13 protein-coding genes are annotated in these 13,380 nt (G+C 50.7%); 2 read left to right on the top strand and 11 right to left on the bottom strand.

All coding sequences use genetic code 11. The features are described 5' to 3' along the window. Positions 1-140: 140 nt before the first annotated feature. Positions 141-836 (bottom strand): DUF6089 family protein, encoded by a 696-nt coding sequence (locus J3P34_RS01350; RefSeq protein WP_210486098.1) that lies wholly within the window; start codon positions 834-836, stop codon positions 141-143. Here J3P34_RS01350 and J3P34_RS22200 point away from each other — a divergent pair. After that, complete coding sequence (locus J3P34_RS22200) at positions 828-950, top strand: hypothetical protein (protein WP_282597061.1); 123 nt, start codon at positions 828-830, stop codon at positions 948-950. The genes J3P34_RS01350 and J3P34_RS22200 overlap by 9 nt on opposite strands. 325 nt (positions 951-1,275) lie before the next feature. Here J3P34_RS22200 and J3P34_RS01345 read toward each other — a convergent pair whose 3' ends face one another. Together J3P34_RS01345 and lepB are read right to left on the bottom strand one after the other, a co-directional pair. Next, a complete protein-coding gene (locus tag J3P34_RS01345; protein WP_210486097.1) occupies positions 1,276-1,803 on the bottom strand; it encodes a hypothetical protein in 528 nt (175 codons plus the stop codon). 203 nt (positions 1,804-2,006) lie between these two features. Further along, positions 2,007-3,107: a signal peptidase I gene (gene lepB, locus J3P34_RS01340; protein WP_210486096.1), complete on the bottom strand. Its 1,101-nt coding sequence runs from the start codon at positions 3,105-3,107 to the stop codon at positions 2,007-2,009. Between the two features lie 277 nt (positions 3,108-3,384). Between lepB and J3P34_RS01335 the strand changes: the two genes are divergently transcribed. Then, entirely contained in the window at positions 3,385-3,873 is a 489-nt protein-coding gene (locus tag J3P34_RS01335; protein ID WP_210486095.1) for a YybH family protein, read from the top strand. Between the two features lie 114 nt (positions 3,874-3,987). Here J3P34_RS01335 and J3P34_RS01330 read toward each other — a convergent pair whose 3' ends face one another. The 8 genes from J3P34_RS01330 to J3P34_RS01295 all read right to left on the bottom strand — a co-directional run bounded on the left by J3P34_RS01330 (position 3,988) and on the right by J3P34_RS01295 (position 13,253). Further along, positions 3,988-4,377, bottom strand: coding sequence for a YybH family protein (locus J3P34_RS01330; protein WP_210486094.1), 390 nt, complete (start codon positions 4,375-4,377; stop codon positions 3,988-3,990). A 613-nt stretch (positions 4,378-4,990) separates the two neighbouring features. Continuing rightward, the gene (gene tyrS / locus J3P34_RS01325) at positions 4,991-6,214 is read right to left on the bottom strand and encodes a tyrosine--tRNA ligase (RefSeq protein ID WP_210486093.1); all 1,224 of its coding nucleotides are present in this window, start codon (positions 6,212-6,214) and stop codon (positions 4,991-4,993) included. A 303-nt stretch (positions 6,215-6,517) separates the two neighbouring features. After that, entirely contained in the window at positions 6,518-7,204 is a 687-nt protein-coding gene (locus tag J3P34_RS01320) for a hypothetical protein (protein WP_210486092.1), read from the bottom strand. A gap of 20 nt (positions 7,205-7,224) precedes the next feature. Beyond that, a complete protein-coding gene (locus J3P34_RS01315) occupies positions 7,225-7,656 on the bottom strand; it encodes a DUF5655 domain-containing protein (RefSeq protein WP_210486091.1) in 432 nt (143 codons plus the stop codon). 372 nt (positions 7,657-8,028) lie between these two features. Further along, a complete protein-coding gene (locus J3P34_RS01310; RefSeq protein ID WP_210486090.1) occupies positions 8,029-8,418 on the bottom strand; it encodes a YybH family protein in 390 nt (129 codons plus the stop codon). Positions 8,419-8,924: 506 nt separating this feature from the next. Continuing rightward, positions 8,925-9,305, bottom strand: a complete 381-nt coding sequence (locus tag J3P34_RS01305) for a VOC family protein (protein WP_210486089.1) — start codon at positions 9,303-9,305, stop codon at positions 8,925-8,927. 151 nt (positions 9,306-9,456) lie between these two features. Then, entirely contained in the window at positions 9,457-9,744 is a 288-nt protein-coding gene (locus J3P34_RS01300) for a DUF1456 family protein (RefSeq protein ID WP_210486088.1), read from the bottom strand. Positions 9,745-10,748: 1,004 nt separating this feature from the next. After that, entirely contained in the window at positions 10,749-13,253 is a 2,505-nt protein-coding gene (locus J3P34_RS01295; protein WP_210486087.1) for a TonB-dependent receptor, read from the bottom strand. Positions 13,254-13,380 lie beyond the last annotated feature (127 nt).

Genomic DNA, 13,380 nt, shown 5'->3' with positions numbered 1-13,380 from the left:
CCCGATTCAGTTTAGCAGGTAAGGGGACCGTTACGGTGCTTGGACCATTTTACTGATTAATGGTACCTAAAAACCCCACCTCCAATAGTGGAGCAGTTATTTCGCATTTACAGTGTCCCGATTGACGATAAATGCTTTTGCTACTTCTTCTTTTTAAAACCACGTTTCTTAAAAAGAGAGCCACTTACGGCTTGAGATCGTTTGTGTCCTAAGTGATAAAGGCCTTTAAGAGAAAAGGAGAGAAGCTGGTCATTGGTTTTTAAAAGATTATTGCCACTGGGCCGGTTGTCCAGGTAATCTGAAAAAGGCATGGTGAGGACCGCCTCAGTGGCCAAGCTTATCTGGTCTGTGAGCCGCAACCTGAGGCCGCCCCCCAGAGGTACAACCAAAGTGAGATCAGGGTATTCAGTGGCTGGATCTGCTGATTGTTCATCATTGTATGAACTGGCTTGGTAACTCATAAAGCCCACGCCGCCTCTCAGGTAAGGAACCAGGATAATGCCTCTCCTGAAAGACTTGGAATATAGCCTGGCCAACGACGCTCTTGTGGCCAGAAGCATTACCGCAGAAAGGGAAGTGGTTACCATCTCAGAGCAAAAAGAGCAGCCTTCCTGAGGTCTTTTGCCTCTCACCGAAATGTAGTCTAAGCTTAACAGGCCACCTACGTAAGGTGTAAACTGGTACATGCCCCCAACGCTACCGCTATAACCATACCCATTGATCTTTATCTTTTCAATCAATCCCACCTTTCCGGCCTCGTAATCACTGTCCATGAGGGTGATTCCACCGCCTGCAATAAGGGAGAATTTCCTGGCCTCTCTGAAAACGTGCTTCATGTTCTGTTTGAGCACTGGAACATCGGACGGCTGGCCCTGAGCCCTGAGCGGACCCGCGTGGAAAAGGTAGAGCACGGCCATCAGGAGCAAGACCCGGCCATGGAAATCTGTTAGGGAGTCGGTTGCCCGCTGAAAGAGGGTTGCCCTAGGACTTGAGGCATGCATTGTTTTGGATAGTCGCCGAAGAAACGGAACATAGGCCCTGATCGTAATTTTGATCATGTAGAAGCATAAAAGCGCTTTTTATCTCACCACTGCCACTAGTTACCCGGTACCCTAAAGATCACGTCAACTCAGAAGCATCCACCAATTGCATGTTTGTAGACCCTGAAAATGAGTCTACACTGCGGAAGCGCCAATTCCCGGGAGAGCTTTGCCCAAGGAGGAAACTGGATAAATGTATTTGTTTGCATTTTGCTTATAAATTACTAAAATTATTTTATATAGTATAACCAAAAGCTAAACCTGCCCAAGGATACACATGCTTGGGGTTAATAGAGTTATAATCTTTTTTGAAGGCGATCAGCGGGGTGAAGCCTGCTTTGAAAAACAAGCCGCCGTCGCTTTTCTGATATCTGTAGCCTATCCGGGCATTGGGGGCAACAGAAGACCAGTTGTCCTTGCCAGACTCCTCCTGGTAATCCTTGTAGAATGGGGTTGCCCCAGCTCCTATTTCTAACTGGTGGTTGCTCTTGCCAACCAGCAAAGACAACTCCAGCGGAACAGCGTAGAAGTGGTTGTCTGTGTTCTCAAACACTCCGGTGTCACGTAAGTAGGAGCCCCCAATGCGTCCGGCCAAGCCCCAGTTTGGTTTCTTGACCAGAAGCCGGTCATAGTTGAGGGAGTATAGGAAGCTGTTTCCCCCAATTTCAAAGAAGATGGTGTTTTTCCTGATTGGGTTGGGGGTGTCCTGCGCATAAACAGAATTCCCAGCAAGGAGAAGGAGGAGGGCTAAAATGTTTTTCATGTATGATGGTTTGGTCAGGTAATCCCTGGCGGTACAGGTCCCTTTGATAGTTGGGAATTTTGGTTTGAGGCTGATTTTTGAAATAATGCACCTAAACGCCCATAGAATATCTCTCTGGGTGAAGAACCTGCCTAAATAAATGCAGCAGGACAGTTCCTAGGATTGCCCGTAAGCAGCCCTAAGAACGCCTGTTCAGTTGTCTTTTAGTTTATGGTGTGGAACAGGCGGTTCCACCGGATTTTATCTGTGAAGTTGGCGCTGGAATCAGATGACATCCAGACCAGCACGGCTTTGCCCACGACGTATTCCTCCGGCACGAAGCCCCAGAACCGGGAGTCGAGGGAGTTGTGGCGGTTATCGCCCATCATAAAGTAGTAATTCTGTTTGAAGGTGTAGTGCGTCAGTTCCTTGCCGTTCTGGTAAGCCCGGCCGCCTTTTATCTCTAAGCCTGGATTGTGCTCGTAGACTTGCATGATCTTCTCATACAGCGGCAAGGTCTGCGGGGTGATGGCCACGGTGGCGCCGGCTTTGGGAATGTACAGCGGCCCGAAGTTATCCTGGTTCCAGCCATAGGTTTCTGGGGCCTGGGGGAAAACCGAAGGATCTTTTACCCCCGGCGGCGTTTCCAGGGAAGCCACCTCTTTAATGAAATCAAAGGAGCGGAGTTCCTGGGCGGTTTGGGGCAAGGTGTGAACCACGTAGCCTCCCTGCGCCGGGTATACATCCGTGATGCCGTGTTTTTTGAAGAACTTCTCCTGCACGTAGCCATCAATTTTAAGGAAGTAGCTGTACTGCAGTTTGCCGGGGATATGGGTAAGCTTGCCATTGAGGTATACCTGCTTTTGTTTCATCTGGAGGGTATCTCCGGCCACCCCTATGCAGCGTTTGATAAGGTAGGTTTTCAGGTCTACGGGGCGTTCCACTTCCTCCGGATGGTTGAATACCACGGGGTCATTGTGTTTGATATGGGTAAAGCCGGGCAAACGGTAATAAGGCAGTTGCACCAGGTCTGAGAAGGAATTGAGATTGGTGCCCCAGATGGTTTGGTGGGTCAGGGGCACCTGCAGCGGCGTCATGGGCGCGCGCGAGCCGTAGTGCAGCTTACTCACAAAAAGGTAATCGCCGGTGAGCAGCGACTGTTCCATGGACGAACTGGGGATGGCAAAGGCCTCAAAGGTGAGCCACCTGATGAGCGTGGCGCAGACCACCGCGAACATGGCCGCATCGGCCCATTCACGCAAGAACGATTTTTTCTTTTTGGGCGAAGAGCGTTTCTCTTTCTTTCCCCAGAATTTAACAGCCATAGAGCAAAGAGGTTACCTGGAAACCAGAATATAGAATAAAACTATGTTTCCTTGGTTTTATTGTGTTCCTTCTTACCTAAATCCTAGCTTTGCAGAGGGCCGGTTAAACAGAATCCCTTTGGGGAAGAGCGGCCAAAGACTGGTTTTTCTGCTGTTTTTACCAAATCAGCAGAAAAGCCGCTTTGTGGATCTGGCTTCGGTTCCCAAGGCCTGTGTTTCTCTTGGATTCCGGAGACGTCATTGCTTTGTGCTTTCCATCCTAAAATAATCCCTCGCCATGAAGACAACCGTATTGCTGCTTTTCTTTCTGGTGGCTTTCTCGTGCTCAGATAAGACCGGGGCAGAAAAAGATAAGGCCCAACTGTTGAAACTGCATGCCCAGCAACGCCAGGCCCACTTTGCCAAAGACGCCAAGGCCATGTTCGCCAGTTCTTCCCCGGATATGATCAGTGTGAATGCCGGCAAAATCCATGTGAGTTCTGGCCAGTCAGATACAGAAGCCTTCCAGAACTACTTCAACTCAGTAGAATTCAAGAAATGGGACGATGTGAAGCCGCCCGTCATAAGGTTTTCTGAAGACCGTTCGCTGGCCTATGCAGTAGTGGACAAACTGGTGGTCCTGACCACGAAAGACAGCACGGGCCGGAACATTGAGGAAACCACCCACTATGCCTGGGTCTCTATTTACCGGAAGCAGAAAAACGGTGATTGGAAACTGGAGTGCATAGCCTCTACCAACGAGCCGGAGAAAGTAGTTCCTTTATAGACCAAGGTTTGGACCTGTTTGCAAAAAAGGAGCCTCAAAACAACCGCCTCTTTTCAAGAAGGCATCGGCTGCTTTGAGGCTTTGATGGGGTTTATTTGGAGGCTTGGGCAGGCGCTAATAGGCTGAGCTGCTGTTCCAAATATCTTTCTGGATTTTCCATTCGCCGGACTCTTTTTTCCAGACTACCATGTTTTTCCCTTCGTCCATGATACGTCCGCCGTCGCCTTGCAGGGTGAAATGTCCCAGTTCAATGGCGGTATTTTCTAGCAGTTCCACGTCTATGGTTTCCAGGTGGCACTCTTTCATGCCGGCATTCATGGCGCCTTGCCAATACTGCCTGATAGCATCCTGGCCCCGCACAATGTCGCTGCCGGAGGGGAGCAGCATACCGTCCTGGGTGTAGAGGGCGGCCACCCCCGCGGCGTCTCCTTTGGCGAAGGCACTCTCAAAATCTCGGCACAGGGTTTTAATCTCATCGGTGATGTCTGGGTGGACTGTTTGCATAGATTTCCGTTTTTTGGTGGTAAAATGAACTTAGAGGCAATCATCCGGGAGTTGCGCAGAGGCCACGTGGTCTGTAACCTAGCCTTGTCTTACTCCCCGCCGGGGTGTCCAAAGATACTTGTAAACGGTTCCCGGCAGTCAGGTGGAAGTGGCAGCTGCCGTGGAAGGAAAGTGAAATACGGTAAGCAGTTGTTGACGCAAGCGCCCGGGGTGCCCTCTGTTTCTAATCTGTTTTACCAGGAACATCCCAAAAACAGAACCTCGGGCCGTCTAAAGGCACAAACCTTTACCTACGCCCCAGGTTTAGAGAAACGCTAAATCGTTAGGAAAAAGGAAGATATAAATAATAAATCAGGTAACAAGTTATACGGCACTTGAAGGAAACTTAGGCACCTGATTCAAGAAAGAAGGTGATTTTCTGAATAGTCTCCTTAGTGTTTAGGGTCTGGTTTTAAAAAAACAGGGCGTAAAAACCCCATCTCGCGCAGCGCACTATGCCTCTGGCCTGTAATTTTCCTCAAGAAAGATTGAGGTTTTTCCAGGTAGGAGGCATGGTGCGCTTGCGCAGACTTCTGCTCTGCAACCAGGTGGGTGGCCCAGGAAGATTCCAAGCCTAAGCCAGTACCTCAAAGAAGCTTCGTTTCCCTATCTTGATCTTGAGCGGGAGACTTTCAGGTCCAAGGAGATCATGCGAATCAGTTGCTTTTTCACCGTTCACGGTTACGCTGCCCGCCTCAATCAACCGCCGGAGGTTAGTCTTGCTTTCCTCGGGTCTCAGTTCCTTACACACTTCCAGCAAACTGAAGCTGTCCAGGCTTTTGAGCGGGAGCGCGGACAGCGAGACCTGGGTGAATTCCTTTTCCTCAAAGCGATTGTTCTGGAACTGGTTCTGGAAAAAGGCCAGGGCCTGCTCTGCGGCCTCGGCGCTATGGTATTGCTGTACCACGTCCATCGCAATCTTCTTTTTCAGCACCATAGGGTTTTCGCCCTGCTTCAATTGGGAGAGTAACTGCTGCTTTTGGGCCGGGCTGAAATCCGTGACCAGGTGCAGGTACTCGGGCAAAAGGGCATCGGGGATGGACATGATCTTCCCGAACATCTCCTGCGGCGCGTCTGTCAACCCGATGATGTTGTGCTCTGATTTGCTCATCTTAGCCGAGCCGTCTACGCCTTTGAGCAGCGGCATGCATAATACTGCCTGCCCAGGACCTCCCGCACTTTCTTGTAACTGACGACCCATGGAGCAATTGAACAGCTGGTCGGTGCCGCCCATCTCAATATCGGCGTGGATCTGGGTAGAGTCAAAGCCCTGCAGGAGCGGGTACGCCAACTCATGCAGCGAGATGGGCAGGCCTTTCCCAAAGCGGTTATTGAAATCGGTGCGCTGCATGATCTGGGCCAGGGTCACCTGCGAGAGCAGTTGGATGGTGTGGGTCATGTTCATGGCGCCCAGCCACTCAGAGTTGTAGCGGATCTGGCATTTGCTTACGTCCAGGATTTTAGACAACTGGTTCACGTAGGTCTGGGCATTGATCTCCACCTGCTCGGCACTCAGCGGTGGGCGCGACTTATTTTTGCCCGTGGGGTCTCCTATTCGTGCGGTAAAGTCCCCGATGATGATGACGATGGTATGCTCCAGGTCCTGAAACTGCCGCAACTTCTTTAAAACCACGGCGTGGCCCAGGTGCAGGTCTGGCGCGGTAGGGTCAAAGCCCAGCTTGATAATGAGTTTGCGGTTCTCTTTCTGGGCCAAAGCCAGCTTTTCTTCCAGGGCATGGTCTGGCAAGAAGATCTCTACGTTTTCTTTTAACTGGGTTAATTGGTCTTCGGTGGTCATGTGCTTTATGGTTTTAAGTGAAAAATTGGGAGCGCACAGGGCCGGACCGGGCAGGGTAAAAAACAAAAAAGCCCAGGTCCGTGAACCTGGGCTTTTGTATGATTAGGTAAATCTGTTCCAAATCAAGAATAGCAATCCCAGGCTACGACTATTGGGTAATAGGTAGAATAGGCTGCGTAAGGGTAGAAAGATTGCTGGTGAAGCGTCATTTCTGTATTCTGAATTTCCGGTAAAGGAAAAAGCTTTTGGCCAAAATCGCAAATTTTGTTTTGGGGCTTTTTTTGAAAAAAGAGGTTTAAAGTTCTAGCTCTGTAAATATGCTAGCAGCAGAAAGATGCCGTAGATCCAGCTGTTGTACAAAAAGGTATACACTAATCCGTACCGCACGCTTTTAAAGAATTGGCCTCTGGTCTGGGGGCTGTGCCGAAACACCAACCGTAGGGCGCGGTAGAAAATCCAGTACAACATGGCCATGAACATGCCCACTGCCACTAGTAGTACTTCGCCAAACAACCAAAGCACAAAAGCGAGCACTAAGCCGGCCACGCTCCAAGCCAATATGCCAAGCAGAATTGCCCCGCAGCCTTCTGCCTCGCCCAGGTCTCCCAATTCAAAACCTCCACAGCTGCTTGAAGCGTCAGAAGGAATACTGCTTGAAGCGTTAGAACCACCGCTGTTAGGGAAGGAGGTGAAGATGTCTGTTCCTTCTATAAAACTGCTGTTCCCTTGGTCCTTGCCTAATTTAGCTCGGAAGGGGAGTTTATCAGCTAGACTGCCCATGGTATTTCTGAGTTTCACACCCCGGTACAGTCCCGTGGTTACAAACGCAAAGAACCCGATAGACAGCAGCGTGGTAGACCAAAGCGAGTTTTGGAAAAACGTGTGATGCCGGCCCAGGCCAAAGGTATAGACCCCTAGGATAGTTAAGCCTAACACCCAAACGGTAAGAACTAAGACAGTGCCAGATTGGAGAAGCGGGCGAGTGGCCATGGTCTGTTTATGGAATTTTGTTATTGGTTTTCTTCTCCCTTTTTCGCGTCCAGTTCATACGCCAGACGCATGTAGTGTAGCACTTCTTCATTGATGTCTTCTGGCTGATAAAGTCTTAACCAGTGATTGATTAGCTTTTCGCCTATATGTCCAATTTTATGGAAGCACAGCGTATCAGCATAAACCTTGTTAAGCGGAATGTAAATGTCTATAAAGTTTCTACCCAGTTTGTAAATCATACAGAAGCGCGTGTTCCTGGCCAGCGAGATCATGGTCTTGGCCGGGTGTATCTTAAAATCACCGATGGTGCGGTACTGCTCCAGGAAATGGTGGTACAGCCCTACGGTCACGGCAGACTTACCGCGCAGGAAATCTGCCTCGGTTTTGTCCAGGCAGGAGTGGGTCTGGTTGGCGCGCAGGAAAGACTGGGTGCAGGTGGGGCAGGTCCACATTGAAGAAAGACGTTTGAGCCCCAATTACCGGAAAACAAGCCGGAAACACAACGATGGTTAATTGATTACTATGGTGGGCTCTGAAAGCGCAAGACCATAAGAACGGTTTTAGCCCTTTTTATGATAACATCCTCCAGGTGAATACCTCTCCAGATGCAGGAATGCAATTAAAGATGAATGTTCATCATTGGTGGGGTTAGTCCGTAAACCGAGCCTGAACCAGGGAAGCATCTAGAGTTGGGCAGAAATGCCGTTCTGGGTTTTGGGCCTTTTTTCAGAAAGAAAGCCTTAAAACAGCAGCCTCCGGTGTTTCCAGGAAGGCTTGCTATTCTAAGGCTTTCATGAAGTATTATGGTGAAGTTTGCGCCGGTGCTAAGAGGCCGGATTGCTGTTCCAGATGTCTTTCTGGAGTTTCCAGTCGCCCGCTTCTTTTTTCCAGACCACCAGGTATTTGCCTCGATCAAGGGCTTGGCCGCCATCTCCCAATAGGGTGTAGTATCCCATCTCTATGGCGGTATTGTCCACTTGTTCTACATCAAAGGTATCCAGACGGCATGCTTTTATACCCGCATCCATGGCACCTTGCCAGAACTGCCTGATGCCTTCTTTGCCCCGTACTATGTCGTTGCCCGAAGGTAGTATCACGCCATTTTGGGTATAGAGGGAGGCTATGCCGGCGGCGTCTCCTCTGGCAAAGGCGTTTTCAAATTCACGACATTGGGTTTTGATCTCATCGGTGATGGTTGATTCAGCTGTTTGCATAAGTTTCTGGTTTTTGAGGATGGTGAGAAAACTTAGAATCAGTAATCCGGGAGCAGCGCAGATCCCGCCTGTTTTGTGGCCGATGCAATACTCCCCACCGGGGTGTTCTGGGTGAGTCTAAGAGATTACCGACGGCTGCGGGAAAGTGATAGCCGCCGTTGTGGGGAATGAGAAAGCAGAAACAGTACTTGCCTTAAGCGCTAAAGAAGCCGTGCGTTTCCGGGCAGATTTGAGGAAAACAGGCCTGACATACAGCCCATATCCGCTGCATTGGCACCAGTTGTCATTTGTCTGGCAGTGGTAAATTGTTCTTCTACAGGAAGGTATAAATAAATCAGGTAAAAAGGAACATCCAATTTCAGAAAGGAGGTGGAGCAGGAGGGAATGTTCTAAGAACGAGAGTTGAGGCCAATTGACAATGTTCTGGCTTGGGTTTACACATCAAAACCCACTATTGACAATGTCAACAGCAGCGTTTATTAGTTGGAAAGGAAAATTACTGCTTTTTACAAAGCCGAGGTCACCCACCAGGTATTCCCGAAGGGGTCTTTGACGCCTCCACTGCGACCATAGGGTTGGTCAGAAGGTTCCATCAGGGAGGTGGCTCCCTGGGCTAAGGCAGTGCGGTAAGTTTCGTCGGCGTTCGCAACATGGATGTAGAGGCCTGCGGGCTGCGCCGACCATTCCTCGGTGGCTTCGGCTAGCATGAGGGTGCTGTCTCCAATGATCATCTCTGCGTGCATAATGCTACCGTTTTCGCGCGCAGTTCTGAATTTTTCCTCAGCCTGGAAAACCTTTTGCAGAAAATCCATGAACTGGGCGGCATTGGGTACAATGAGATATGGCATCACGGTTTGATAGCCTTCGGGCACAGATACTTTTTCCATAGTGCTAAGTTTTAACTTAAGATAGGAAAATACCCGGTCCATAGGTGCAGCCAGTTGTGGCTTAACCCAAACAAGCGGTAAAAAATAAAAAGCCGTTTAAGCCCTGCTTTACTAAAAAACAGGTCCTAAACGACAAGTAAGAATGCGGTGCTTATTTTTTGCGCGGCGGGTAAGACATAGGTTTGCGGGTAGGTGCCAGAGTGGCCGTTGGTTTCTTTTCCTCGGGAGTGCCGCGCATGTGAATCACCAATCCATTGAGGAAGTTGCGCAGTAGCTGGTCGCCGCACGGCTTGTAGTTAGGATGGTCCTCTTTCCGAAAAATGGCGCCTAATTCGCTTTTAGTCACCTTAAAATCCACCAGACCCAGGATATCGATGATGTCATCATCCCGGAGCTGAAGCGCCACGCGCAGTTTCTTCATGATATCGTTGTTGGTCATAGTCTCTCGTATTTATCTGTCCGCGAAAGTACATATACGCAGCAGAAAAGGAAGCATGTATCCCAAAGGTTAAATTAATTTGGTCCCTAAAAACGATGGAGGATTTGCCTTAAACAACCAGATAGAAGCGTCTGAAGGATGTGGTGCAAGCCTTTTTCATACACAAAGTATGAAGGATGTGGTGTCCACGCCTAATTAAAGAGGGTGATTAACTAAACCGTAATTCTAGTTCTGGGTGACAACACAAACAATAGCGAATAAGATTGGTGGGAGAAAAATTAGATCATGTAGGGACACCTCTTGTGGGTGTCCTTGCAGGTAGTTGCCGGTTAGTGCGGATAACCCGCTGGAGACAAGGCGGTGCCTGGTCTCTACATTCTGCAATCAATTATTATAAGACAACCACGCTAGCGTTCCACCCGTCCGAAGGACGATGCAGGCATTGCAGCGGCTCTAAAACCAAGGCAGGCACATGCAGGGAGGCGGAGGTTGGGCGCGTGCGTAACCCAACCTCCGCCGAGCGCAATTAGTGGCTCTGCAATTGGCAGTAGCGTAAGTAAGCTATGCAACAGAGGACATTGGCGAGGTGTCACAGAGAATGAAGAAAAGACTGTTTGAGCGTCAGCGAGTTTCTTTTCTTCTTGATTCTTTTGGTTACTTTTCTCATCAAGGAGAAAAGTGACAAACGCGGGCAGGCCGCGACTGCAGTTCTGAGGCTTGGTAAGGGAGGGATTGAGAGGTAGCTGCGGTTAGTGAGTTGAAGGGTAGTTGAGGTCGTTGGTGAGAACACCAACGACCTCAACTACCCACAGGAACCTCTGCCAATTCGCCAATCAGGAGATTGGCTGTCCGGGAAGTGCGGAGAGCGCCGTCGCTAACTCTCCGCACAACGCAAGCGAAATCCGAGTTTGAGGCTAGCGCCTCACTGCAGTTGCAAACTGCAGGCCATAGTAGGTCCAAGTCTTAGACTTGAACCAGCAACATGAGAGAAGAAAAATCCTGAATTATCCTTTCTTCTTTCCTTCCCCTCCGGTAAACTTCTCCAAAGCCTTATCCCGTTTAAACTCCATTTTCCCAAAACGGTAGTTAAAACTCACCCGCACTACGCGGTTGTAGTTGTTATTGAGGTTGAAATTGCTGGAGTTGGTGTTGGTGACCGTAGTCCGGATGGAGTTGTTGCTGAACAGGAAGTTCTCTACGTTAAGGCTCACGCCACCTTTCCGCTTCCAGAACTCTTTACGCAGGCCCAGGCTGTAGGAGTAATTGTAGGTGCTGCGGCTCTGCAGGGAAAGCCGGGGCGAGTTGAAGGAACCGGCCGTTTGCACACTCAAGTCGTTCACGAAGCGGTAAGAGGCGTTGCCGCCCAGGTTGTACATAAAGCCCGAGCGTTGGATCAGGTTGCGGCCCACAAAGCTGGTGAGGTCATTGTAGAACAGGTTCAGGTTCACGCCAATCTGGCCCTTTTCTTTGAAACGGGTAGTGGCGTTAAGGCTGGTACCATAGGTGGCGTTCTTGCCCAGGTTGGCGAAGGTGGTGTTCAGGGTGTCGTTGTTTTCCCGAATGGGAAACTGGTACTGGTTGATGTCATTGTTTGTCTGCCGCCAGTACATGGAGGCATTGAAGCTGGTGGTTTTCAGGAGCCAGCTGTAGTTCAGCTCGGTGTTATGGGTGATCTCGGCTTCCAGGTTGGGATTGCCGTACCGGATGTTGAGTTGGTTGCTTTCGTTGCGGTAAGGGTTCAACTGGTTCATGCCCGGCCGCTGGATGCGGGTGGCGTAGCTCAGGCGCAGGCGCTGGTCTTTGCTGAAGCGCCGCATCAGCATCAGGTTGGGCATGAAGTTGTGGAAAGGCCGGTCCAGGTTCGTCTCCACGTTGTTCGTGGCGAACTCTCCCGTCACCGAAGTGTATTCATAGCGGCCGCCTACGCGCAGGGTGTACAGGTTCTTCCACCGAAGGGTATAAGAGAGGTAGGACGAGTAAACATCCTGCTCGTAGCTGAACAGGTTGGAGCGGGCCGGGTCCTCGGTCAAAGGTGCATCAGCCGCGCGGGAGAAAAGGAAATTATAGTCACTGCCCGAGTTGCGGAGTACTGCCCTTATGCCGCCTTCCAGCCGACCCAGTTTCTCAAACGGATGCGCGTAATCGGCCTGGAATGTGAACTCCTGGCCGGTGCTGTGGTTATCGCTCTGCTCCAGGCGGGTAATTTGGGCGGTGCGGTTTTCCTCCGTCAGGCTGTAGTCGCTGTCGCTGGCGTTGCTGTTGAAGATGGCCATGACATCCAGTTCCTGGTCCTTCTTTTTGAATCGCTTTTTGTAGTGCAGGTTGGTCTCCACCCCGTTGTTGCGGTTCAGGTTGTCAATGTCCCGGAAGCGGTAATTCTCTGTCTGCTCTTCGCCCGAGGGCGTGAATTGCGCCGTGGAGAGCGTGCGGTCACTCAGGTTCCGGGAGCGGTTCACCCTGATGCTGGCGCTAAGATTATTGTGCTCGTTGAAGTCATAGTCGGCGCCCATCTGCGAGAAGAACGAGCGGCCGTTGTTCTCAAAGGCGCTGCTCTGCCGGATGAGCTTGGTAGGCGTCTGGATGAGGTTTTCCTCCCGGAAATAGACCTGATCAGACTCAGAATCACCCAGGCGGTCGTTGAAGTTGCCGCCCACGCTGGCCCGCACGCCCAGTTTCTTTTTGCGCACGTTCAGGTTGGTGTTCAGGTTGTTGCTGCGGTTTCCGGCGGTGGCGGTCACCTGGCCGGTCATGCCCTCAATGGAGCTTTGCTTGGTGATGATGTTCACCACGCCGGCAGTACCCTCGGCATCATACTTCGCAGAGGGGCTGGTAATCACCTCCACGCTTTTGATCATATCCGCCGGAATCTGCTGCAGCGCCTCGGCCAGGTTATCAGCGAGCATGGTAGAGGGTTTCCCGTTGATCAGGATCTTGATTTTGTTGCTGCCGCGCATCTCCACGTTGCCATCCATATCCATAGACAGCGAAGGCACCTTTTTAAGCACATCGGCGGCGGTGCCCCCGATGTTGGTGATGTCGTTCTCGGCGTTGTAGACCATTCCATCATCGGTTTCCTGGATGAGGTTCTTCTCGCCGGTCACCACCACTTCCTCCAGGGCCTTGCTGTCAGTATCCAGTAAAATCTGGCCTAATTGAATGGGCGCCGTTCCGCCCGAGACCTGAATAGGATGTATTTTGGTTCTGTACCCGATGAAACTGATAACCAGGTTATAGTCGCCAAGGGCCACTTTGGGGAAGGTAAATTTGCCGTTCTGGTCGCAGGGTACCCCGGTGATGATTGTACCGCTTTTTTCCTGCAGCGCTACCGTAGCGAAATCCACGGGCGCCTTGGTCACCGCATCCACCACCGTCCCTGAAACCGGAACCCCATTGGTTTGCCAAATGGACGCCCTTGCAGGTGCCGCCTTCATAGGAGAGGGGCCAAGGATGGCCAGCATAGCCAGCAAGCCAATAATGGTTTGGAGAAGAAGCTGTTTTACGTTGGCCATACAGACAGAACGGGCAAAGGGGGATTAAAGCAACAGGAAAAATCCTCCACCAGCGACTTCACTTCTCCACTACTTCTTATTCACTGGCTTGGCGGAGTTCCTTTGACACAATTTCCAGCCTTTGGTT

Origin of the sequence: Rufibacter aurantiacus (assembly GCF_017916345.1) — a bacterium.
GTDB classification, from domain to species: domain Bacteria; phylum Bacteroidota; class Bacteroidia; order Cytophagales; family Hymenobacteraceae; genus Nibribacter; species Nibribacter roseolus.
Note: the sequence above shows the minus strand (reverse complement) of the source record. Positions and strands in the feature narration are given on the sequence as shown.